The sequence below is a fragment of the Deltaproteobacteria bacterium genome, from assembly GCA_009929795.1.
Taxonomy (GTDB): Bacteria; Desulfobacterota; Desulfovibrionia; order Desulfovibrionales; family Desulfomicrobiaceae; genus RZZR01.
Map to the genome: position 1 here is coordinate 24,917 of RZZR01000006.1, position 20,403 is coordinate 45,319.

Sequence of the window (20,403 nt, forward strand, 5' to 3'; positions counted from 1 at the left end):
CTTCACCCGGGCCCTAGCCGCCCACGGCTCCGGCCAGCTTGAAGATGGGCAAATACATGCTGATGACCAGCCCGCCGACCACCACACCCAGGAAAACAATCATGATAGGCTCAATGAGCGAGGTCAGGGCGCTGACGGCAACGTCCACCTCGTCGTCATAAAAGTCAGCAACCTTCCCAAGCATGCTGTCAAGGGCACCGGTGGACTCGCCGATGGAGATCATGTGAATGACCATGGGCGGAAAGACGCCAGTGTCGTCCAGAGGCTCGGCCAGGGTCTGGCCTTCGGCGATGCTGACCCTGGCCTTTTGCACTCCGCCCTCCACGGTCTTGTTCCCAGAGGTCTTGGCCACGATGTCCAGGGCGGCGAGGATGGGGACACCGCTGGAGATGAGGGTTCCCAAGGTCCGGCTGAACCTGGCCACGGCAACCTTGCGCAGCAATGGCCCGAACACGGGCAGGAAAAGAACGTAGCGGTCCACGAACTTCCGTCCCTTGTCCCATTTGTAGAACATCTTGAAGGCCACGAATATCCCGATAACACCGCCGATGAGATAGAGGATGTTCGAGGTGACGAACCGGCTCATAGCGATGACCACGGCCGTGGGCACAGGAAGGGCCCCGCCGAAGTCGCTGAACAGCTCCTCAAAGGTGGGGATGACGAAAACGAGGATAACGGCCACCACCAGAACGGCCACCACCGTGACCACGGCCGGGTAGATCATGGCCCCCTTGACCTTGGCCTTTAGGTTGGCCGCCTTTTCGATGTATGATGACAGACGGTTCAGGACCACGTCCAGAATGCCGCCCACCTCGCCCGCATTGACCATATTCGTATAGAGGTCGTCAAAGATCTTGGGGTGCTTCTTCAGGGCATCGTAGAGGGAACTGCCGGACTCGATATCGTTGCGGATCTGATAGAGCCGACGCCGAAGATAGGCGTTCTCAGTCTGGTCGCACATGACCTGGAGACTCTGGAGAATCGGCACGCCGGAATTGATCATGGTCGCGAACTGGCGGCTGAAGACAACCATGTCCCGGGATTTGACCCCACCTTCCAGGGGAGTACCCTCGAACAGATCCTTGGGCCTGAGCTTGACCTTAATTTCCTGAAGGCCTCTCCGGCGCAGAACGGATTCGGCCATCTCCAGGGACGGGGTGTCCAAATCTCCCTTGACCCTTCTTCCTCCCCGGGTCTTGGCCTTGTAGACAAAAATCGGCATGAATCCTCCCGTGTCGTTATACCGTTACCCGCAGGATTTCCTGCACGGACGTCATCCCGTTGGCCAGCTTGGTCAATCCGCTCTGGCGCATGGTCAGCATGCCCTGGGAGAGGGCCGTGTCCCTGATCTCCAGCACCGTGGCCTGTCTAAGGATGAGTTCCTGAATCTCCTCGGTCACGGTCAATACCTCGTAGAGTCCACTGCGGCCCTTGTATCCGACATTGTTGCATTCCGGACACCCGACCGGCTCAAAGATCTCTACGGTTCGGGCCTCTTCGGGTGTGAACCCCAGTCCGACGAGAAACTCGGGGTCCATGTCGACCTTGCGCTTGCAAAACGCGCAGAGCTTTCGGATGAGGCGCTGGGCCACGATGGCGTTGACCGACGAGGCCACCAGAAATCCGTCCACGCCCATGTTCAAGAGGCGGGTCAGGGTGCTCGGGGCGTCGTTCGTGTGCAGGGTGGACAGAACCAAGTGCCCGGTCAGGGCCGCCTTGATGGCGATCTCGGCCGTTTCCAAATCCCGGATTTCGCCCACCAGGATGATATCCGGGTCCTGACGGAGAAAGGATCGCAGGGCCGCGGCAAAGGTCAGACCAACGTCTTCCTTGACCTGGACCTGGTTGATGCCGTGGACGCTGAATTCGACCGGGTCCTCGGCCGTGGAGATGTTCACGTCCTCCTTATTCAATTCCATCAGGGCCGAGTATAGGGTCGTGGTCTTGCCCGATCCCGTCGGCCCGGTGACCAGAAACATCCCATAGGGCCTGTTGATGGCCGTCTTGATGGCCGTCAGAGACTTCTCTTCAAGGCCCAGCTGGGTCATGTCCACCTTTAGGGCCGACTTGTCCAGAAGACGCATGACCACCTTTTCCCCGAACAGGGTCGGCAGGATGGAGACCCGGAACTCGATTTCCTTGCCAGAGGGTGTGCGGACCTTGATGCGCCCGTCCTGTGGAAGACGCTTCTCGGCGATGTTTAAATGGGCCATGATCTTCAAACGGGAAATGAGGGCGTTTTTTAGCCTGGCCGGAGGCTGCATGACCTCCTGGAGCATGCCGTCGCTCCGAAATCGGACCCGGAAATCCTTTTCGTAAGGTTCGATGTGGATGTCCGAGGCCTTCCTCCTAATGGCGTCCATAATGATCAGGTTGACCATCTTGACCACCGGGGCCGCCGAGGCCGCCTCCAGAGTCGATGCCGTATCCCCGCCCGATTCGTCTTCTCCGGAGACATCCAAGTCGCTCTCGGCCATGTCGGACATGGCCTCCTGAAGGGTGCCGAAACCCGAATCCCGCTCGTCCTTGACCCGCTCCAGGGCCTTGTGCACCGCCCCGGGCGCGGCCACGTGCATGATCGGCTCCATGCCGGTCATGAATCGAATGTCGTCCACAGCCAGGATGTCCTCGGGCTCCGAGGAAGCCAGGAAAAGCTGAGTGCCCTGGACGAAGAAGGGCACGGCCCTGTACTTGACCAGAAGGTCCCTGGCCACGATCTCCAGAATCTTGTCGGAAATGACCATCTTGGAAGGGTCGGCAGCGGGCATGTTTAGTCGTTCGGCCAAAAACTCCACATACTGGGACTCATCGATGACTCCGGTCTCCAGTGCCCCATGCAGAAAGCCGACGCGCTTCTTGCCCTGCACGGCCTCGATTTTGGCCACGTCAGGAGCGCTGAGTTCCGCCCACTCAATGAGATGTTGCGATACGGTCTGTCCGGCCATGAAATCCCGTTCCGGGTGGTACGCCTCCCGCCCTTTTCGCTTTTTCAAAAACTCTGGAAATCGAAAAAGGCCTCGTTGTCAGCCTGGCACATCCGCCGAGGCTGTTCCCCCAATATCCCCCTTGGCTCCATCCTTCAAGAGGAGGCCCAGGCGGGACCAAACCTGCCCATGGGGCGCAGGCAATCCTGGAACCGGCTCCCGGCCAGGCCGGAGCCAAAGTTCGCCGGGTCCCGGCTCGGATGGATCTGAATCGAGTGTGACCATAGTGTACAGCCACCAAACTGGGACCGCGTCGACTGTCAATCGTCGTTCGCACCAGGGCCGAAAGGACAAGGGAACGAGACCCAAGCTCTGGAGATGGTTCCGAAGGGCCTGTTCCAAATTGTATTCGGATCGCACTTCGGCCCAAGGAAAATCCCAGAGACCGAACGATCCTCGGCGAACTACCAGGACCAGATCCCGGTGGACCACCACCCCGGCCGCCCGCATGGAAAAACATATCGGCACCACCGTCTAGTCGGCGTCCTTGAAGCTCTCGATCTCCTGGATGTCCAACTCGATATAGGCCAGACGAGTCATCAACTCCTCGCTTCTGGCCTCCATGTCCCTGTAGGCCCTGGTCATCTCCTCCAACTGCCCCGAATCCCCGTAGGTTGCCGGGTCTGCCAGCACTCGCTCCAGCCGACCGTGTTCCTCCAAAACCGCCTCAAGTTCGGCCTCCAGACGACGGAACTCTTCCTGCTTGGGACGCAGAAGCCGGTACATCCGGTTGCGTTCCTCGGCCTCCTTGCGCCGCGTGTCTCTACGCGACGGCACACGGGGACCATCTTTGGAGGCGATCTGCTCGGCATTCTCTGCGGAAGCGGCCTCTTGTCGAACCAGATAGGCATTGAACCCGCCCTGAATCTCGTCAATGGCCCCCTCGCTGACCACCCAGACTTGGTCGGCCACGCGGGACAGCAGATGACGATCGTGAGCCACGATGAGCAGCGTCCCCGAATAGTCCTCCAAGGCCGAGATCAAAGCCTCCCGGCTTTCGATATCCAGATGGTTCGTAGGTTCGTCCAGGATCAGAAAATTGGCCCGGGACAAAAAAAGAACCGAAAGGACCAGCCTGTTCTTCTCCCCTCCACTCAGATCCCTGACCTTTTTCTCCCAATAGTCCTCCCCGAGCATGAAAAGGCCAAGAACCGACCGGAGTTCTTGCTCGGTGGTCTTGGGATCAGTCTGACGCCGGATCTCGCTGATGACCGCGGACTCCATCCGCAGTATCTCGGCCTGATGCTGGCTGAAATAGCCTGGACGGACCATGCTTCCGAGCTTGATCTGGCCTCGGGCCGGTCTCAGGTGGCCGGTCACGAGCTTGAGCAGGGTCGACTTGCCCGCCCCGTTGACCCCGACAAGAGCCACTTTCTGTCCCCGGTACAGGTTGAAGTTCAGACCGTTCAAGATGGGCCGCTCGCTTCCGTCGTAGTCGAACCCGACGTCCACGGCCGAGACCACCAAACGGTTGGCCTGGGGCGGCTCCGGCCAAGAAAACGACAGGCTCCGGCCGGACCCGCCTGGGGGCTTGATGGCCGAAAGTTCCCGCTCCAGGCGCTCTATGCCCTTCACCCGGCTCTGGGCCTGAGCGGCCTTGGTGGCCTTGTATCGGAAACGGTCCACGAAACGCTGTCTTCGCTGGATCTCGGACTCCAGACGGGCGGCCTGTTTCCGGGCCAAGGAATCCCGCTCCCGGCTCCAGTCCAAAAATTCACTGAAATTTCCGCTGCGAAACGTCGGGCGCACCCCGTCGAAAAAGAGAACCTCTCTGGACACCCGATCCAGGAAAATCCGGTCATGGGCCACGAAGACCAGGACTCCCTCGAAGGCCAGCAGGTACTGCTCCAACCACTGCACCGCCTCCATGTCCAGGTGGTTCGTGGGCTCGTCCAAAAGTAGGAGATCGGATCCGGCCAGCAGAACCCTTGCCAGCTTGGCCCGCTCGCGCCAGCCGCCGCTCAACTCGGCCAACGGCCTCGACCATGATGACTCGGCAAAACCCAGCCCGTGCAGGATGGTCTGGGCCCTGTGCTCCGGATTGTAGCCGAACTCGTGCTCCAGATCTGACTGGACCACCGCCAGACGCTCCAATGTTTCGCTGTCTTTCCGTGCGATGGCCTCTTCCCACTCGCACCAAAAAACGCTCCAGGACGGCAATACGGCCATGACAAATGACATCAGCGACCGCTTCAGGTCCTCTTCACCGAGTTCCTGCCGCACGTAACCCAATCGGCTTCCCTTGGTCGTCCTGACCGCCCCGGAGTCAGGGGAAACCTCCCCAGCCAGGATTCGGAGAAAAGTCGTCTTGCCGCACCCGTTGGGGCCAATCAGGGCCATTTTGGTTCCCGGCCGCGCCTGGAGGGAAACCCCGTCAAACAGGTCCCTGCCGCCGTAAGACTTGCTCACGCCCTCCACGGTCAGCAAGGTCATGGCTCGGCCTCCAATCCGTTCCGGTCCAATGCTTTTCTCAGCACCAATGCGTCCTCGTTGTTATCCGGATAGTACCTGGTCCGCCTACCGACAGCCAGGAACCCGGCCTTAGCGTACAGGGCCAGGGCCGCTTCGTTCGAGGCCCTGACCTCGAGAAAAACCCGTTCAATGCCGCAGGCTCTGGCCTGTGCCAGGGCCCTGTCCAAAAGCGCACCCCCAAGCCCTTGTCGACGGTGTTCGATCCGAACCGCCAGGTTAACCACTTCCATCTCCCCCCCGGCCATGAACACCGAAATGTACCCGCACAGGCGACATCCGAGGCATGCCCCCCAGACCCGGTAGGCTGTCTGGGACAGAATCGACATGAGCTGATCCCTCGACCAGGGCAGGGAAAAACAGGCTCGCTCGACTCCGGCCAGCTCGTCGACCTGCTCTGGCCCCAGGACATGGAAGACCGTGTCCATCACCATACCCTAATCATCGGAAAAATGCCCATTGACAGAAAGGACCCGAGCCCGGAGGATGGCTCGGTTCGCATGGTCCGAATTGTATCTTCAACCCTTTTGGATATCAGCATGGCCACTAGGTCAACATCACCCACGTCTCCCACGAACTCATCCCCACCGACCCATCCCTGTCTGCTCGAGGCCGTGGACGATCGCAACCGCCCTCTGGCCGTTCTGACCAGGGACGATGTCCATCGCCAGGGGCTGTGTCACAGGAGATGCGTGATGGTAGCCTTTTCCGGGAACGGGAGACTTTGCCTGCGCCGTCGGGCCATGGACGAGGACAGTTTTCCGGGCCGATGGGATTTCCCAGTCAGTCGGCATGTTCCCGCCGGAGACAGCCACGAGGAAGTCATTGAAAACATGCTGGACCGGCTGCGAGGCCTCCATGTTCTTGTCTTGCAACCCGTCCGGACTTTGCCCGCCGCATCGCAATCCGGCCAGGAATTCCTGACCATTTTCCAGGCCCAGGCCAAACTGAAAAAATCACTCGAATTGGCCGCTTTGGACAGGATCGAGGCCGAACGACTGGCCACTGACTATCCCGACCAATTGACTCCGCTCCTGGTCCATCTCTGGCGCAGCGGGATCCTCCCTTCCCTGTGGATGTCTGAAGAGATCTGAAACCAACCTTTTTCCCTAATTGACATAGACCCGGGAATAGATCCGCTCCTGGGCCAAAGCCAGCCCTGTCCCCCTGGCCACTGTGGTCAGAGGGTCCTCGTCAATAATGGCCGTCAACTGGGCCGATTCGGTAATCCTCCTATCCAGCCCTTTGAGCAGTGCCCCACCCCCGGCCAGCAGAAGGCCGTTGGTGGCGATATCAGCGACCAGTTCCGGGGGAGTCTTCTCCAGAGCCTTCTTGACCGCCAGGACAATAGCGTTGACCGGTTCCTGAATGGCCTCCCTGATGTGCCCATCGGACACGGTCATGGACTTGGGGGTGCCGTCCACCAGATTCTTACCCGAGACCCGACAGGTCAGGGGCTCGTCCAAGGGATAGGCCGATCCGATCAGGATCTTGGCATGCTCGGCCATGTTCTCCCCGATCAAGAGCTGAAACTCATCCTGCATATATCGCTGGATGGCGTCGTTCATCTCGTCTCCGGCCACCCGTACCGATTCGGAATAGGCCACAGCCGAAAGAGAGATGACCGCCACTTCCGTGGTTCCCCCGCCGATGTCCACGACCATGTTGCCCAGGGGCTCATGGATGGGCAACCCGGCTCCGATGGCCGCAGCCATGGGCTCCTCGATCAGCTTTACGTCCCTGGCCCCGGCCAGCATGGCCGACTCGACCACGGCCTTCATCTCCACCTGAGTGATTCCAGCCGGCACGCAGATGACCATCTTGGGTTTGACGATCTTCCAGCCGTGGATGACCTTGGCGATGAACGATGAAATCATGACCTTGGTTACCTCGAAATCAGCGATGACCCCGTCTTTTAAGGGCCTGATGGCTCGAATGCGGTCGGGGGTCCGACCCAGGTATTCCTTGGCCTCCCGACCCACAGCCAACACCCTGTCCGTCCTGGAGTCCAGGGCAACCACCGACGGCTCGTTGAGAACGATGCCCTCGCCCGGAATGTAGAGAAGCGAGTTGGCCGTGCCCAAGTCCATTGCCAGGTCCTTGCCGAGAAAGCCGAAAAGTCGATGCCAAAACATGGTGTCATTAATCCGTTGAGTGAGGTTGCGGCCTTTTTCCGGCCAAGCGATTGCGAAGATAGAGGTTTTCCAGCAGAAGGGCCATGTGGTCTGCGGCCATGAGCAGGAAATGGCCGAGATCCTGACCGGGGTCGAAGCTGCGGCGGTCGACAAGGGCCAGAACACCCCTGGTCTTCTTGTGAATCACCAGGGGCAGGCAGATGGCGGTCCGTATCTCCGGACCCGCACTGTCCTTGGCGAACAGGGGAATGGGCACACCGTCCTCGGCCCGCCTCTCGATCATGATCCGCTGATAATTCTTGAACAGCCAGCCGACCAGACCGCTCCCCATGGGAAATCTGCGCCGGTTCATGTCTTGAACGGGAAAAAAATCCCGATTCCAGCCCTCAAGAAAATAATTTTGCCCACACTCGTCCCGTGCGGCCAAAAGACAAAATTCGAATTCCGCGGCCTCGGCCACGATTCGCAGATAGTGTTTGAGAAAATCGGACCATCGGGGATGGGTTTCCCTCAGCCCGTGGAGTTTCCCCTGGGCCTGGGCCAGGGCCGATTCCCGACTGTCGCACTCCCGATTGGCGAGATCCCCTCTCATGTCCGAAAGAAGCCTGGCGAATTGGGAGAATATCTTCTGGTCCTTGGTGCTCAGCGCATATGATTTCTTGGTGTCCAGACAGAGCACGCCCCGTTCTCCGGGTAGGGGGCAGGCCATGAAGGCCTTGATGCTCGACTCCTGACCGGGGGAATAGTATCCGAGGAACTGGTTCTTCTGGTCGAAACTCTTGACCAGAAGCGGCTTATTCTCCCTGGCCACCCATCCGACCAGACCCTGCCCCGGCTTGACCCGGGCCTGCATGTTCAGATGGCGGCTCAGACTAAACCCATCAAGGACCACCTGCTCCTCTCCATTGGGCACAAAGAGGACCACGGAATGGGCATCAAATATATTTCCTATTATCTCAAGCAATTGAGAAAAACACGTACTCATGATCCGCCTGATGAAAAATTCGATTCACACGACTTGATATCTATAGGTCCAATTCACGCACTCCGCAAGGACGGCCAAAGGCGGTCTTCCAGTGAGGTCCGGGCCCTACCGGGTTTTTGCCTCCCCCGGAAAAAAGGTATAGAAACCGTCGCCAGACGGTCTCAGAGAGTACTCCCCAAACCAAACACAAATGCACAAGGATTGGCATACCATCTTTTCACAGGCCCCCGGCCTCGCATGGGACGAGGACGACAGCCTGACCACCCCTCCGGAGCTGACGAATCTGGTCGACCTGAAAATTTTTCTCGACCTCGTTCAGGCCAGACGGTGTCTGATCAAACCCTTTCTGAGCAGCAAGGACTACCCGGCCGTGGAGGCCAGAGAACTTCTGCCCTCCTTTGAGTCGGATCTATACGAGTACCCCGATCTTCCGGGATTTTCCCTGATGGTTATGGATCGCCCGCTCCGCTTCTTTGACGAGCATTTCCAATTCGACATCCTCCACGCTCCGGGGGACAATCCAGACCTTTCCGACGATGGGATCTGCTACCTATGCGACCACATTCAGGAAGGGAACTTCCAGACCATGTTGTCTCGGCTCCCGAAGCCGTACCAAGCCAATTTCCGCCAGCGGTTCCAGAGACGTCCCTTGACCGACCTGGCCCAATACCCGGCCCTGATGGATGTTCTCCTTCAGATGGACCGCGGCCATGTAATGGCCAGGACACAGGGCGGCACGTACTATCTGGCCGGGATCTTCGCCTCCCTGCCCTCCGAACTGGACATGGAACTCAAGAGATTCGGGCTGCGGATCAAAAAATTCGCTCCGGGCGACAACGCTCTGTACGAACGGAACCGCAATTTCGTCTATCAGTTTCTCATGGAATTGTACGGCTACCCCATAGCCTCGGAGCGAAGGACCTCGGCCGCCCTGTTCTCCCGTCGCCTCCATAAAATAGGCGAGTCCTTCCTCATCCGGGTCCTCGGCCAGACCGACCGGACCATCACCTCCCTGTACAGCAGTCCCGAGGCCAAGGCCTATCCACAGATCGAGAAGATCGCCCTGGTCCGGGCCGACTCAGTGGACAAGGACACCCTGAATCTTCTCGACGACCACGGATTCCTCCTCTGCAGGAAACGCAAGGTGGTCATCCTGCGGGTCATCTACCGCCAGCACCGGTTCGATCCCAGGAACCTCAGGCAGGACCGGGCCCTATCCCTGATCCGCCAGGAAGTCATTCACCCCCTGACCGCCAGGGTCATGGAGACCAACATCCTTCGGGACACCTATTCCCTGACGCTCCAGCTGAACGACATCGTCCGGGGGGAATTTGTCGGCCGGGTCAAATATCGACGCAACGAGATCGTCGAAGGGACCGAAACCCACGAGAAACGGCTCAAGTTTCTCCACACGTGGCTGACCAAGCACCAGCGCAGGATCATCGGCTACTCCGACGAATTCTACACCGGAGTGGCCAAAGTCCTTGACGGCTACCTCCTGAACCCGGATCTGGCCGACGAATTCGGGGAAATCCGGACGTTCCACCAGGAGGTCTGGGCCGCCTACAGTTTCATCCGCCAAGCTAGGAACATCCAGAAAATCAAGGATGTGGCCACCAGAAATATCCGAGGCCGGAGGCTCAACTACCGGGAAATGCTTGATTGGATCATCGAGCTCGTCGGCGACCTCCGATTTGAGATCGTCCACTACTTCGATTCCCTGATCGCCCACCTTCTTGATGAACTCGAATGCGTCCTGAACGACTCGTATCTGCGAAACGCGTATATCCTTCCGTCCGAGGACGATTTGACGGACTACGGCCGCGATGTCCGCCGACTCTACCGACGCCTGATCGCCCTGCTGGACGAGATCAAATCCATCGACCGGGCCCGGGCCAAGGCCTCATCATAGCCAGCCTGACCGGGACAAACGAATCCCACCAAACCACAATACGGAGGTACCGAAATTCATGTCCGAACTGCTCATCACCCCACTGAACGCCTGGCACAGGGAACACGGGGTCCGGATGGTCCCCTTTGCCGGCTGGGAAATGCCTGTCCAGTATTCCGGGATTCTCGACGAGCACCGCCAGACCCGAACCGCCGCCGGCCTGTTCGACATCTGCCACATGGGCGAATTCATCGTCTCCGGGCCCGGAGCCGAATCCGCCCTAGCCAGGATCGTCACCCATGACCTGACCACCCTCAAACCCGGGAAATGCCGCTACGGATTCATGCTCAACGAACGTGGAGGGGTCCTGGACGATCTCATCGTCTACCGCCTGGAGGACGAACGATTCATGACCGTGGTCAACGGAGCCTGCATTTCCTCGGACCTGGACTGGATGCGTGACCATCTGCCTCGAGAAATTGACATCGCGGACAGATCCATGGAAACGGCCAAGATCGATCTCCAGGGACCTCGCAGTTTTGAAGTCCTTGCCCGGACCATTCCAGGAGATTGGTCAGGTCTGGGATACTTCTCCTTTCGAACGGTCACCTGGGACGGCTACGAGCTTCTGGTCAGCCGGACCGGCTACACCGGAGAACTAGGCTGCGAAATCTACCTGCCCTGGAACAGGGCCTTCGGCCTTTGGGAACGCCTTACGGCCGATCCGGACGTGGCCCCGGCCGGCCTCGGAGCCAGAGACACCCTCAGACTGGAGGTCGGTCTGCCCCTCTACGGCCAGGACCTCGACCGGAATCATACCCCGGTGGAGGCTGGATACGGATTCATGATCAAATCCCAGGCCGACTTCATCGGCAAGGCCGGATTGTCGACGGTCCGGGAACGGCTCCTTCCCCTGGTCGTCGACGGCCGCCGCAGCCCAAGACATGGAGACGAGGTTCTCGATCCTGACGGATCCCGGGTCGGCACGGTGACCAGCGGCTCCTTTGCCCCGTCCCTTGGCCATTGCGTGGCCTTGGCCTATGTGGCTGCGAACCGTTCCGAGGACGACACCTTTACCATCCGTTCGCAGCGTTTTGAAATTCCGGCCCGCAAGGGAACCCTGCCCTTCTACGATCAAGGCACGGCCCGCATGCGCCTAGGCTAAACCGGACATGCTCACGATCCGCCGAGTCTACCGGACCGTTTCGGTCACCATTCTTACATGGACCATGGCCGTTCTCTTTCTGGCAATTGTCGCCCAAAATCTGACCAGAATCTTAGGCCGTCCCGGATTTGCCTGGACCACAGAACTCGTCCAGGCGTCCCTGGTCTGGATGACCGGGGCCGGGCTCGGCCTCATCGCCCTGGAAGGCCGGCTTCTGAGGCTCTCCCTACTTCCTGCTGCCCTGACCGAAAAAGTGACCGGCTTCATCTCCATGGTCCTCGGTCTTTTTTTGGTATGTGCCTCGGCCCTCATGACCGCCAGGACCTGGGAACAGACCACCCCGGTCCTGGACCTGCCTATGGGACTCCATTTCATCCCCTTTGCCTGGGGGGGACTCGGGCTCGTTCTGGCCCGCCTCGCCTGCGGGCCGGATAAATCCGCCCCCCGGACGACATGACCCTCCTCCTGATCACCCTCCTGGTCGGCCTCGTCCTGGGTCTGCCCATCTTCCTGGCCCTTGCCGCCGCCAGTCTGGTGGTGGCCTGGGCCGTCCTGGCTCTGCCCCCGACCTTCATCCTCCACCGGATGCTGGAATCAGTCCATTCCTATCCTCTGGCGGCCATCCCGCTTTTCCTCCTGGGCGGGGATCTCCTGACCGCCGGAGGCTACACCCGAAAGCTCATGGATTTGGCCCAGTCTGTGGGCTCCAGGCTAGGCTTCGGCCTACCCAGCGTCACGGTCCTCGTGGCATTTTTCCTCTCCGGCCTGACAGGAGCGGCCGTTGCAGAGGCCTCGGCCCTGGGCGGAGTCCTCCTCCCGGCCCTGGACCGATCAGGAGTTCCCAAGGCTAGGTCGGCGGCTCTCATTTCCGTGGCCTCGACCCTCGGGCCCATCGTTCCCCCGAGCATTCCCCTCATCCTTTTCGGAATCCTGGCCCATGTATCCATCATCGAGCTCTTCTGGGCCGGACTCGTACCCGGCATTTTGACCACCCTGGGTCTACTCGTCCTGGCCCGCAGGCTCGAGGCCAAAACCACCGAATCGGCCAGACCCCGAGACCCTGCGCCATGGAAACAGATCTGGCTCCAGGGAATTCAGACCGCCCTGCCGCCGACACTGGTCCTCGGATCCATGCTGGGCGGCCTGTTGACCATCACTGAAGCCGCTGCGGGGTTCGTTGTCCTCGGCGGTTGGTTCTGGGCCAGAAATCCTGACCGGCCGCCGCTCAGTCCCATCCTCGTCAAGACCGCCCTGGCCTCGGCCCAGGTTTTGATCATCATCGCCGGGGCCTCGGCTCTGTCCTACGCCCTGACCATGCTGGGCTTCGCCAGAAACGTCCAGAATCTGCTGACCGTCTGGGAACTTGGACCTCTGGGCTTCCTGATCCTCCTGAACCTCGTCCTACTCGGCATCGGGACCTTTCTGGAAACCACCGCAGCCCTGTACCTCGTCGTCCCGGTCATCGTCCCGCTGGCCCTGGCCCTCGGCGTGGACCCCGTCCACCTGGGAATCTTAACCGTCTTCAACCTGGTCTTGGGCATGGTCACCCCGCCCTTCGGCATCTCCCTTTTCGTCACATCCACCATCGCCGGACTCGAACCCCGCCAGGTTTTCGAACGGGTCTGGCCCTTCTTTTTCGTAGGGCTGGCCGTCCTGGCCCTCATCCTCGTCTTTCCAGATCTCTGCCTTTTCCTGCCCAGGCTCATGATCCGAGGCGGATGATGCCCGGTCATACTAACTCATAGAGCGAAAATAACCGCTCCTGACGACACAGCGAAATCAGACCGGCCAACAGCCGAAACAAAGGAAAAAAGAGAAATGCCCCAGAGAACGGGGCCGGAAGAAATCAGCTAGAGGCCCCGGGCCGCGGCCAGAAAGGCTTGATGCCGAAGGTCGTAGGGCGGATGCCCGAAAAATGCCGAACCGGAAACGAACACCGAAGCCCCGGCCTCGACAAGGTCCCGAATATTTCCGGGCTGGACCCCTCCGTCCACTTGGATGACCGTGGCGAGGTCCCGATTGCGAATCATGGCCGCCAGGCTCCGGATCTTGTCCAAACTGAAGGGAATGAAGGACTGGCCTCCGAAACCAGGATTCACGCTCATGATCAGGACCAGATCCAGCAGGGGCAGAACGTATTCCAAAACCGACAGAGATGAGGCCGGATTTAGGGCCAGGCCGCAGCGGACCCCGGCCTGGCGAATCTGCTGCAGGGTCCGCTCCAGGTGAAGCGTGGCCTCGGCATGGACACAGACCAGGTCGGCCCCGGCGTCCACGAAATCGGCGATGTACCGCTCGGGACGGTCGACCATCAGGTGCACGTCAAAAAACAGGGAAGTGGCCGGACGCAGGGCTTTGATCACCGGAGCCCCCAAGGTGATGTTGGGGACGAATGCCCCGTCCATGACATCCCAATGCACCCAGGGCAGCCCGGCGGCCTCCAGGGCCGAAAGTTCCTCGGCCAGTCGGCCAAAATCAGCCGACAGCAGGGATGGGGATATGATGATCTCTTGGCTCTCCACGCTCATTCCTCCCTGTCGCTCATGGGAAAATCCACCCTGATCTTGAAGGTCTTCTCTGCCGGAAGATTCATGATCTCGATGCCGGTCTTGGTCGTGATCTCGGCCAAAGTTTTCTCCACATCCTCCCAGGATGGACCGATGAAAGTGAACCAGACATTTCGCTCGTGGTCGCGCAGATAGTTGTGGGTCACTCCGGGATGTCGGTTGACCTCGGCCACAAAGGCCTCGAGCTTGTCCTCGGGCACCGAGGCTGAACACAGTGTCGACCTCCACCCCAACTCCCTGGACTGGAAATTGGCCCCGATCCGGCGAATGACCCCGGACCGCTTGAGGGCCATGACCCTCTCAAAGGCCTCGTCTTCGGCAATGCCCACCCGGGCACCAATCTCCTCATAGGGTCTGGAGACAATGGGAAAATCGACCTGGATGATGTCCAGGATCTTGCGGTCGACGTTATCCATGGATGTCCTCATGTTCTGGCCGGTCGATAGGTGCACAGAGGTTCCTCGGCCAGATGGTCTCCGGACATGGTCAGAGCCCTGGCCCGGCAGCCCCCACAGACCCGGTGATATTCGCACGGACCGCATTTTCCCTTGTAGCAGGACGGAGTTCTGAGCTCCACGAAGCGCTCCGATCGGGCCCATATCTCCGGAAAAGGCCGTTTGCGGACGTTTCCGCAGTCCAATTCCAGAAACCCGCACGGCTGGACCGTGCCAACGTGGGAGATGAAGCAGAACCCGATGCCGCCCAGACACCCCCGGGTCATGGCATCGAGACCGAAATTCTCAGGGGTGACGGCCACGCCCTCGGCCTTGGCGCGCTGGCGCATAATCCGGTAGTAGTGCGGAGCGCAGGTGGCCTTGAGGTGCATGTCCGTGGTCTTGCGGAAGTCGTAGAACCAACTCAGAACATCCTCGTATTCCTGGGCGTTGATGATCTCGCTCCGGATCTGGTCGCCCCGGCCCGTGGGCACCAGGAGAAAAATGTGCCAGGCCGCAGCGCCCAACCCCTTGGCCAGATCGAAGATCTCCCTGAAGTGTCCGAGATTCTGCCTAGTGACCGTGGTGTTGACCTGAAAAGGCAGACCCGCGCCCTTCAGATGGCGGATCCCGGCCAGGGATCGCTCAAAGGCTCCGGGCACGCCCCTGAAGTCGTCGTGGAGTTCAGCAGTGGGCCCGTCTAAAGAAATGCTACACCGCTGTACCCCGGCCGAAATCATCTTGCGGGCATTTTCCGGATTGACCAGAGTGCCGTTGGGGGCCATGACGCAGCGTAGGCCCTTGGAGGTGGCGTATCCGACCAGCTCGAAGATATCCGGGCGAAGCAGTGGCTCGCCACCGGTGAAGATGATGATCGGGCTCCCGGTCTCCGGAAAGGTGTCGATGAGGGCCTTGGCCTCGTTCGTGTCCAGCTCATCCGGATAGGGCTCTTCGTGGGCTTCGGCCCGACAATGCTTACAGGCCAGATTGCACGATCTGGTAATTTCCCAGGCCACGAGTCTGAGGGGCGGAATGCCCTGGCCGGAAGGGTGGCCGTGGCCGCTCATTCCCTGTTCCATTCCAGGACCTGCTCGGCGAAATAGGTGATCACGAACCGGGCTCCGGCCCTGGCCAGGCTGGTCAAGGTCTCCATGACCACTGCCCGCTCATCCAGCCAGCCATTGGCAGCAGCGGCCCTGATCATGCTGTATTCGCCGCTGACCTGGTAGGCCCCGACCGGAATGTCGAACCGCTCGCTCACTTGGCGGACCACGTCCAGATAGGGCAGCCCCGGCTTGACCAGAAGGAGGTCCGCCCCCTCGGCCACATCCGCAGCGGCCTCCTGCAGGGCTTCCCGCAGGTTGGCCGGGTCCATCTGATAGGTTTTGCGATCCCCGAACTGGGGGGTGCTTTCGGCCGCCTCCCGGAACGGACCGTAGAAGGATGACGAATACTTGACCGCATAGGACATGATGGGCAGATCCAAGAATCCCTCCTCGTCCAAGGCGGCCCGAATGGCCTCCACCCGGCCGTCCATCATGTCCGAAGGGGCCACTACGTCCGCTCCGGCCCTCGCGTGGGACACGGCCGTCCGGGCCAGGAGGGTCAGGGATGCGTCGTTGATCACCGCACCGTTTTTGACCACTCCGCAATGGCCGTGGGAGGTGTATTCGCACAGGCAGACATCGGTCACAACGAGGAGATCCGGCCATTTCTCCTTGATCATGGCCACGGCCCGCTGCACGATGCCATCGGCCGCATAGGCTCCGACGGCCCGTTCGTCCTTTTGGGCCGGGATCCCGAACAGAATGAGCCCCCGCAGTCCCAGATCCGCGGCCCTGGACACTCGACGTTCGAGGGCCTTGAGCCCGTATTGGCTCTGGCCAGGCATGGCTTTTATCTCTTGGACGAAGTCCTCGTCCTCGCTGTCCACCACAAAATATGGCTGGATGAGGGTCTCAGGCCGGACGACGGTTTCCCGGACCAGATTTCTAATGACCTGCGAACGCCTCAGGCGGCGTCCACGAAAAAAATTCGGCATGAGCTACGGCCTCTTGAATGCTACGGTTTCACGATTCGAACTAGGCGATTTCCTCGTCGGTCAGATAACAGGCCGGATCCGGGGCCCAGATGTCCCCGTAATAGGCTTCAGCCCTGGCCCGAAAATTTCCCCCACAAATGTTTAAAAATCGGCAGGTCGCGCACCGGCCGGTGACGTGGGCCTTCTTGTCCTTGAGCTTGTGTAAAAGTTCGATCTTCGGGTCGGTCCAGATTTCTGAAAAAGGCCGCTCCAGGACGTTGCCGAAGGTATGGTTTCGCCAAAACTGATCGGCGTGGACCTGTCCGTCCCAAGAGATGCACCCGATTCCCCGGCCCGAACTGTTGCCCTCGTTGAACTGCAGAAGTTCCAAAACCTCTGCGGCCCGATCCGGATTCTCCTTGAGCAGCCGGAGATAGACCAGGGGACCGTCGGCGTGGTTGTCCACGGTCAGGATTTCCTTGGGCATGCCGGCCTCAAAAAATTTGCGGCTGGCATCCATGATGTCGTTGACCACTTTCCGGGTCTCTTCATGTCCCAGATCCTCGTTGATCAACTCACTTCCACGGCCCGAATAGACCAGATGGTAGAAGCAGCACCTCGGGACTTCCAATTCCTCGAGAAGCCTGAACACCTCCGGAATTTCGTCAGCGTTCCGCTTGTTGATGGTGAACCTGAGCCCGACTTTAAGCCCGGCCTCTTGGCAGTTTCTGACCCCGTCCAGGGCCCGGCGAAAAGCACCGGTCACACCGCGGAACCGGTCATGAACCGCCTCGCCTCCGTCCAAAGAAATGCCCACATAGGACAAGCCGACCTCTTTCAGTTCGGCCGCCTTGGCCTTAGTGATCAGGGTTCCGTTGGTGGAAATAACCGCCCGCATGCCGCGGTCCACGGCATAGTGGGCCAATTCGGTCAAATCGGCCCGAACCAGGGGCTCTCCCCCGGAAAAAAGGATCACCGGAGCCCCGAAGTCGGCCAGATCGTCGATGATGGCCTTGGCCTGGACCGTGTCGATCTCGTCTCGTCCCTGCTCCCCAACTGCCTGAGCGTAGCAGTGTACGCATTTCAGGTTGCAGCGTTTGGTCATATTCCAGACCACCACAGGCTTTTTGTCCTCGGAAAACTGGAGCAAATGCGAGGGAAGTATTTTGGACTGGCGGCCGTAGCGCAAAGCGTCCGAAGGTTCGACCGTGTCGCAATAGAGCTTGGAAATGCCGATCATGAATTCACCCGTTTTTGGAATGTGTGTTGTCGATTATTGCAAGATGTCGGTGGGAGGCGGGGTAACCTGGATAAGCTGGATCAGGTTGTCCCGGGAATGCTCGAGCCCGGCCAGGAGCTCTCGCCGCTGTTTGACGGGAAGCCTCAAGGCCCCCTTGGCGTCCAAAAGCCGCCGAAGCTCGTCCATCTCGTCGTGAATTCGCCGGAGTTTGGCCATCATGTCCGGATCGGCGGAGCACAGACCGCGAGCCACCCGAACAAGATCCAGAATCTCCCCCGTCAAGGACTGAAGGGCCCGGGGCGTGATTCTCCAATGGATGCGGACCGCCTCATGCCACCACACCCCGAATCGTTCCCAAAGCCGCATGAACTGAGGTACGCCGCCCAAGGCCCGTCACTGCAGGACCAACCCCAGACCGACCAGCACGACGCCAGCCAGCAGGGGCAGCAGCATGGCCAGAAGGACCCTTGCGGCCGATGCCCTGTGTACGCCCATGTACCCGATAAAGGTCGTGACCAGAGCCCAGATAGCCCCGATTATGGCTCCCAGAATCGGGATGACGCCAAGGACCATGGGCGCGCTTCCGTAGGTGATGGCCCTGAAGGTCCCCTCGAAACCCTGGGTCGTGGCCCGGACGAGCATCAGGCACAGATGGCTGAGTCCGGCTCCGATGAACAGGAAAATGGTCAAAAACAACGGGTAGAGGATGAGCATGAGGGCCGCTCCGGCCCCCATAGCCCCGAAACCTATGGCCCCCATACCATCGCCGGGAAACATCGGGGTCAGGCCGATCATCTGCAAAAGAAACTGGGCCACGGCCTGAAGTTCGGCCAGAAGGAGATAGAAGACCAGAGGGCGAAGCAGTCCCCCGCCGGTCTGCATCTTCGAAAAGAAGATCCGGGGGCTGAACATGACTTCCTTGATGGTCTTGAAAAAACCCGGAAAAAAGCCATGGATGTCGAGACGCTCCCATGGAGGGCTCCAGCCTTCGGCCTCGGCCCGGCCTGCCTGGAACTCGCTTTTGTCCCCCTTGGACCCGCCTATCCGGTCCAGATCATGCCAGATGTCCCCGGCCTTGCCCTCGGGTCCGGGTCGGCCCTGGGCGGACATTCCTGTCGGCTGGCTCTGAGCCGATCGCTCGGTCTGTGGGGAAGAGCCCTCAACACCGGGCTGGCCGTTTCCGGCTCCCAAAGTCCGAAATTTGAACTTGTTCTTGCACTTGGGACAGGTGGCCATCTCCGCCCGGGCGGGCAGCTTGTCGTCGGCTACACTCCGACTGAATCCGCATTCAGGACACTTGATGATCATGAGCTCCCTCGCCGCTGGATGTCGTTGATGAGCGTCTCATTGTTCTGCGCAAAGAATTTTCCTATATCGACGAGGATCGAGAATCAAGGCAAAAAAAATGGGAGCCGACTCACGCGGTTCCCATTGGTACCCCTTGGGCCGGAAAATTTTCGCCGGAATTTTGGCTATCTGTAGGCTGAGGCCCCAAGACTCGTGGTTTTGGCCACTTCCGGGCTCTGGACGACGATCTCAGCAAAGGCTGAACGGACTCCCTTGAGCACGTCGATAACCTTGTCAATAAGTTCCTGGTCCATCTGAAGGTTGGCCTTCAAGAGCTGTGTGCTGCAAAAAAAGTACATTTTGTGAAGGTTCTCGGCCACATCTCCCCCCCTTTCAAGATTGAGGGAGCCATCCAGCTCGGCGATGATGTCTAAAGCCTTGGAGATCAGGATTCCCTTTTGGGCGTAGTCCTTTTCGGCCATTTTCTTTTTGGCCTGCTGCAGAAACTTGATGGCCCCGTCATAGAGCATGACCACCAGGCTCCCTGGCGTGGTCGTGGTCACCGAAGTCTGGAAGTAGGCTCGCGCCGCTTGATTCATCGTCTTCCTCCCCGATCATCCTCTGTCATTGTATTTCTACCCGCTTCCATACCGTTCACATTCCGGTCTTTTGTGCTGCTACGTCTTGACGTTCAGCTGTTTGATCTGGCTTTCGAGCTGACTCTTGAGATCGTCGTAGTATCCGAGCATTGACTCGAGATTGGCGAACCGATTGCGCAGATCTCGTTCGTATCTGGAGAGTCTGGCTGCCTCGTACTCAAGCTTTTTGTCGATGCTGGCGATGATGTCCAGATAGTTCTCTTCCAGAATGTTCAGGGTGCCTTCTTCGGCGTCTGTCAGAATTTTCAGCTCATCCACCATCTCCTTGGCCTTGCCGCTTTTCAGCCGAATTTCCCCGCTGTAACTGCCGGGAGTGAGATTGTTGACCTTCAGGGCCAAGCCCTTGGCCGGTCCTTCCATGGCCGTGATCACATACTCTCCGGATTCCATCGACACCGAGGCCGCGTAGCCGCCGATAGAGGCGTTGGTCACCGGTGGGCTCCCCGTGCCTACATCGTAGGTCACTTCGTACACCCCGGCCTTGGTGATGCCCGTGATGGCCGAGTAGTACCTGAAGTCCGTCGAATTCCAGGCCGGCAAAAGATTGGCACCGAAGACCTCGGACAC

The 20,403-nt window shown here is 59.6% G+C and carries 19 protein-coding genes; 5 read left to right on the top strand and 14 right to left on the bottom strand.

Going from position 1 to position 20,403, the window contains the following annotated elements:
* Positions 1–13: 13 nt before the first annotated feature.
* The 4 genes from EOM25_01620 to rimI all read right to left on the bottom strand — a co-directional run bounded on the left by EOM25_01620 (position 14) and on the right by rimI (position 5,887).
* Positions 14–1,222 (bottom strand): type II secretion system F family protein, encoded by a 1,209-nt coding sequence (locus tag EOM25_01620; protein ID NCC23888.1) that lies wholly within the window; start codon positions 1,220–1,222, stop codon positions 14–16.
* Between the two features lie 16 nt (positions 1,223–1,238).
* The gene (gene pilB / locus EOM25_01625; GenBank protein ID NCC23889.1) at positions 1,239–2,945 is read right to left on the bottom strand and encodes a type IV-A pilus assembly ATPase PilB; all 1,707 of its coding nucleotides are present in this window, start codon (positions 2,943–2,945) and stop codon (positions 1,239–1,241) included.
* 513 nt (positions 2,946–3,458) lie between these two features.
* On the bottom strand, positions 3,459–5,417 hold the full coding sequence (locus EOM25_01630; GenBank protein ID NCC23890.1) for an ABC-F family ATP-binding cassette domain-containing protein: 1,959 nt from the start codon (positions 5,415–5,417) through the stop codon (positions 3,459–3,461).
* Positions 5,414–5,887, bottom strand: coding sequence for a ribosomal-protein-alanine N-acetyltransferase (rimI, locus tag EOM25_01635; protein ID NCC23891.1), 474 nt, complete (start codon positions 5,885–5,887; stop codon positions 5,414–5,416). The genes EOM25_01630 and rimI overlap by 4 nt, the downstream gene beginning before the upstream one ends.
* Positions 5,888–5,953: 66 nt before the next feature.
* Here rimI and EOM25_01640 point away from each other — a divergent pair, with 66 nt between their 5' ends.
* Positions 5,954–6,547: a hypothetical protein gene (locus tag EOM25_01640; GenBank protein NCC23892.1), complete on the top strand. Its 594-nt coding sequence runs from the start codon at positions 5,954–5,956 to the stop codon at positions 6,545–6,547.
* Positions 6,548–6,562: 15 nt separating this feature from the next.
* Here EOM25_01640 and EOM25_01645 read toward each other — a convergent pair whose 3' ends face one another.
* Together EOM25_01645 and EOM25_01650 are read right to left on the bottom strand one after the other, a co-directional pair.
* Positions 6,563–7,588 (bottom strand): rod shape-determining protein, encoded by a 1,026-nt coding sequence (locus tag EOM25_01645; GenBank protein ID NCC23893.1) that lies wholly within the window; start codon positions 7,586–7,588, stop codon positions 6,563–6,565.
* Between the two features lie 7 nt (positions 7,589–7,595).
* Positions 7,596–8,573 (bottom strand): GAF domain-containing protein, encoded by a 978-nt coding sequence (locus tag EOM25_01650; protein NCC23894.1) that lies wholly within the window; start codon positions 8,571–8,573, stop codon positions 7,596–7,598.
* A gap of 190 nt (positions 8,574–8,763) precedes the next feature.
* On the opposite strand from EOM25_01650, the gene EOM25_01655 reads away from it, so the two are divergent.
* The 4 genes from EOM25_01655 to EOM25_01670 are packed head-to-tail and all read left to right on the top strand — an operon-like array spanning position 8,764 to position 13,351.
* Positions 8,764–10,485: a hypothetical protein gene (locus tag EOM25_01655; GenBank protein ID NCC23895.1), complete on the top strand. Its 1,722-nt coding sequence runs from the start codon at positions 8,764–8,766 to the stop codon at positions 10,483–10,485.
* 58 nt (positions 10,486–10,543) lie between these two features.
* On the top strand, positions 10,544–11,629 hold the full coding sequence (gene gcvT / locus EOM25_01660; protein ID NCC23896.1) for a glycine cleavage system aminomethyltransferase GcvT: 1,086 nt from the start codon (positions 10,544–10,546) through the stop codon (positions 11,627–11,629).
* A gap of 7 nt (positions 11,630–11,636) precedes the next feature.
* On the top strand, positions 11,637–12,086 hold the full coding sequence (locus EOM25_01665; GenBank protein ID NCC23897.1) for a TRAP transporter small permease subunit: 450 nt from the start codon (positions 11,637–11,639) through the stop codon (positions 12,084–12,086).
* The gene (locus tag EOM25_01670) at positions 12,083–13,351 is read left to right on the top strand and encodes a TRAP transporter large permease (GenBank protein ID NCC23898.1); all 1,269 of its coding nucleotides are present in this window, start codon (positions 12,083–12,085) and stop codon (positions 13,349–13,351) included. The genes EOM25_01665 and EOM25_01670 overlap by 4 nt, the downstream gene beginning before the upstream one ends.
* A 128-nt stretch (positions 13,352–13,479) precedes the next feature.
* Here EOM25_01670 and EOM25_01675 read toward each other — a convergent pair whose 3' ends face one another.
* The 8 genes from EOM25_01675 to fliS form a co-directional block, all read right to left on the bottom strand.
* Positions 13,480–14,157 (bottom strand): ribulose-phosphate 3-epimerase, encoded by a 678-nt coding sequence (locus EOM25_01675; protein NCC23899.1) that lies wholly within the window; start codon positions 14,155–14,157, stop codon positions 13,480–13,482.
* On the bottom strand, positions 14,154–14,612 hold the full coding sequence (locus EOM25_01680; GenBank protein NCC23900.1) for an Lrp/AsnC family transcriptional regulator: 459 nt from the start codon (positions 14,610–14,612) through the stop codon (positions 14,154–14,156). Before EOM25_01680 ends, EOM25_01675 begins: the two co-directional genes overlap by 4 nt.
* Positions 14,613–14,620: 8 nt before the next feature.
* Positions 14,621–15,709: a heme b synthase gene (ahbD, locus tag EOM25_01685; GenBank protein ID NCC23901.1), complete on the bottom strand. Its 1,089-nt coding sequence runs from the start codon at positions 15,707–15,709 to the stop codon at positions 14,621–14,623.
* Complete coding sequence (gene hemB, locus EOM25_01690; GenBank protein ID NCC23902.1) at positions 15,694–16,671, bottom strand: porphobilinogen synthase; 978 nt, start codon at positions 16,669–16,671, stop codon at positions 15,694–15,696. The genes ahbD and hemB overlap by 16 nt, the downstream gene beginning before the upstream one ends.
* A 40-nt stretch (positions 16,672–16,711) precedes the next feature.
* The gene (gene ahbC / locus EOM25_01695) at positions 16,712–17,890 is read right to left on the bottom strand and encodes a 12,18-didecarboxysiroheme deacetylase (protein ID NCC23903.1); all 1,179 of its coding nucleotides are present in this window, start codon (positions 17,888–17,890) and stop codon (positions 16,712–16,714) included.
* Between the two features lie 33 nt (positions 17,891–17,923).
* A complete protein-coding gene (locus EOM25_01700) occupies positions 17,924–18,256 on the bottom strand; it encodes a hypothetical protein (protein NCC23904.1) in 333 nt (110 codons plus the stop codon).
* A gap of 27 nt (positions 18,257–18,283) precedes the next feature.
* Complete coding sequence (locus tag EOM25_01705; GenBank protein ID NCC23905.1) at positions 18,284–19,198, bottom strand: hypothetical protein; 915 nt, start codon at positions 19,196–19,198, stop codon at positions 18,284–18,286.
* A gap of 164 nt (positions 19,199–19,362) precedes the next feature.
* On the bottom strand, positions 19,363–19,776 hold the full coding sequence (gene fliS / locus EOM25_01710) for a flagellar export chaperone FliS (protein NCC23906.1): 414 nt from the start codon (positions 19,774–19,776) through the stop codon (positions 19,363–19,365).
* Positions 19,777–20,403 lie beyond the last annotated feature (627 nt).

Excerpts from the sequence above, each read along its gene's own strand:
- EOM25_01620 (NCC23888.1), bottom strand. The coding sequence starts at position 1,222 with ATGCCGATTTTTGTCTACAAGGCCAAGACCCGGGGAGGAAGAAGGGTC.
- pilB (NCC23889.1), bottom strand. The coding sequence starts at position 2,945 with ATGGCCGGACAGACCGTATCGCAACATCTCATTGAGTGGGCGGAACTC.
- EOM25_01630 (NCC23890.1), bottom strand. The coding sequence starts at position 5,417 with ATGACCTTGCTGACCGTGGAGGGCGTGAGCAAGTCTTACGGCGGCAGG.
- rimI (NCC23891.1), bottom strand. The coding sequence starts at position 5,887 with ATGGTGATGGACACGGTCTTCCATGTCCTGGGGCCAGAGCAGGTCGAC.
- EOM25_01640 (NCC23892.1), top strand. The coding sequence starts at position 5,954 with ATGGTCCGAATTGTATCTTCAACCCTTTTGGATATCAGCATGGCCACT.
- EOM25_01645 (NCC23893.1), bottom strand. The coding sequence starts at position 7,588 with ATGTTTTGGCATCGACTTTTCGGCTTTCTCGGCAAGGACCTGGCAATG.
- EOM25_01650 (NCC23894.1), bottom strand. The coding sequence starts at position 8,573 with ATGAGTACGTGTTTTTCTCAATTGCTTGAGATAATAGGAAATATATTT.
- EOM25_01655 (NCC23895.1), top strand. The coding sequence starts at position 8,764 with ATGCACAAGGATTGGCATACCATCTTTTCACAGGCCCCCGGCCTCGCA.
- gcvT (NCC23896.1), top strand. The coding sequence starts at position 10,544 with ATGTCCGAACTGCTCATCACCCCACTGAACGCCTGGCACAGGGAACAC.
- EOM25_01665 (NCC23897.1), top strand. The coding sequence starts at position 11,637 with ATGCTCACGATCCGCCGAGTCTACCGGACCGTTTCGGTCACCATTCTT.
- EOM25_01670 (NCC23898.1), top strand. The coding sequence starts at position 12,083 with ATGACCCTCCTCCTGATCACCCTCCTGGTCGGCCTCGTCCTGGGTCTG.
- EOM25_01675 (NCC23899.1), bottom strand. The coding sequence starts at position 14,157 with ATGAGCGTGGAGAGCCAAGAGATCATCATATCCCCATCCCTGCTGTCG.
- EOM25_01680 (NCC23900.1), bottom strand. The coding sequence starts at position 14,612 with ATGGATAACGTCGACCGCAAGATCCTGGACATCATCCAGGTCGATTTT.
- ahbD (NCC23901.1), bottom strand. The coding sequence starts at position 15,709 with ATGGAACAGGGAATGAGCGGCCACGGCCACCCTTCCGGCCAGGGCATT.
- hemB (NCC23902.1), bottom strand. The coding sequence starts at position 16,671 with ATGCCGAATTTTTTTCGTGGACGCCGCCTGAGGCGTTCGCAGGTCATT.
- ahbC (NCC23903.1), bottom strand. The coding sequence starts at position 17,890 with ATGATCGGCATTTCCAAGCTCTATTGCGACACGGTCGAACCTTCGGAC.
- EOM25_01700 (NCC23904.1), bottom strand. The coding sequence starts at position 18,256 with ATGCGGCTTTGGGAACGATTCGGGGTGTGGTGGCATGAGGCGGTCCGC.
- EOM25_01705 (NCC23905.1), bottom strand. The coding sequence starts at position 19,198 with ATGATCATCAAGTGTCCTGAATGCGGATTCAGTCGGAGTGTAGCCGAC.
- fliS (NCC23906.1), bottom strand. The coding sequence starts at position 19,776 with ATGAATCAAGCGGCGCGAGCCTACTTCCAGACTTCGGTGACCACGACC.